The organism is Streptomyces sp. WM6386 (assembly GCF_000972385.1).
Classification (GTDB): Bacteria; Actinomycetota; Actinomycetes; order Streptomycetales; family Streptomycetaceae; genus Streptomyces.
Window position 1 is genome coordinate 1 of sequence record NZ_JXTE01000509.1, and the last position, 437, is coordinate 437.

General features: G+C 64.5%; 1 protein-coding gene. It reads right to left on the reverse strand.

What is annotated here, in order from left to right; translation table 11 throughout:
- The coding region (locus tag TN53_RS42465; RefSeq protein ID WP_046264260.1) for an excisionase at positions 1-312 on the reverse strand (312 nt) is incomplete at its 3' end.
- Positions 313-437 lie beyond the last annotated feature (125 nt).

The window sequence follows — 437 nt, forward strand, 5'->3', positions numbered from 1 at the left end:
CTGCCGAAGCAGGGTGACCTGGGCTTCCAGGCTGACTTCCCGTTCCGCCCTGCGCTGGATGCGCGGTGACGCGGCGGCGCGCTCGATCACCGCGTCCAACTGGACCAGGCGCTGCGGCCCGTTCGGGCCGTCCACCAGCCGAGACCGGATCTCGCCATTGCGGTACCAGGATCGCAGGGCCGAGCGGGAAACGCCGGTCTCGGTCTCCGCCTTGGCCAGCGTGACCCAAGGTGTCTCGTCCAGTTGCTCGAAGAGCTCCAGCTCGTTCTGCCAGCTCGCGAGCCGGTCGTCCCAGTTCGACGGTGTCTCCATCACACCCTCCCTTCAGCATGGTGACCCTATCAATAGCAGTGTATTGACACGGTTGAGACCATGGAAGCATGACTTTCGAACGGTTCTCGGTGAAAGCCCGCAAGGTCGTCGTCACGGCTCAGGAG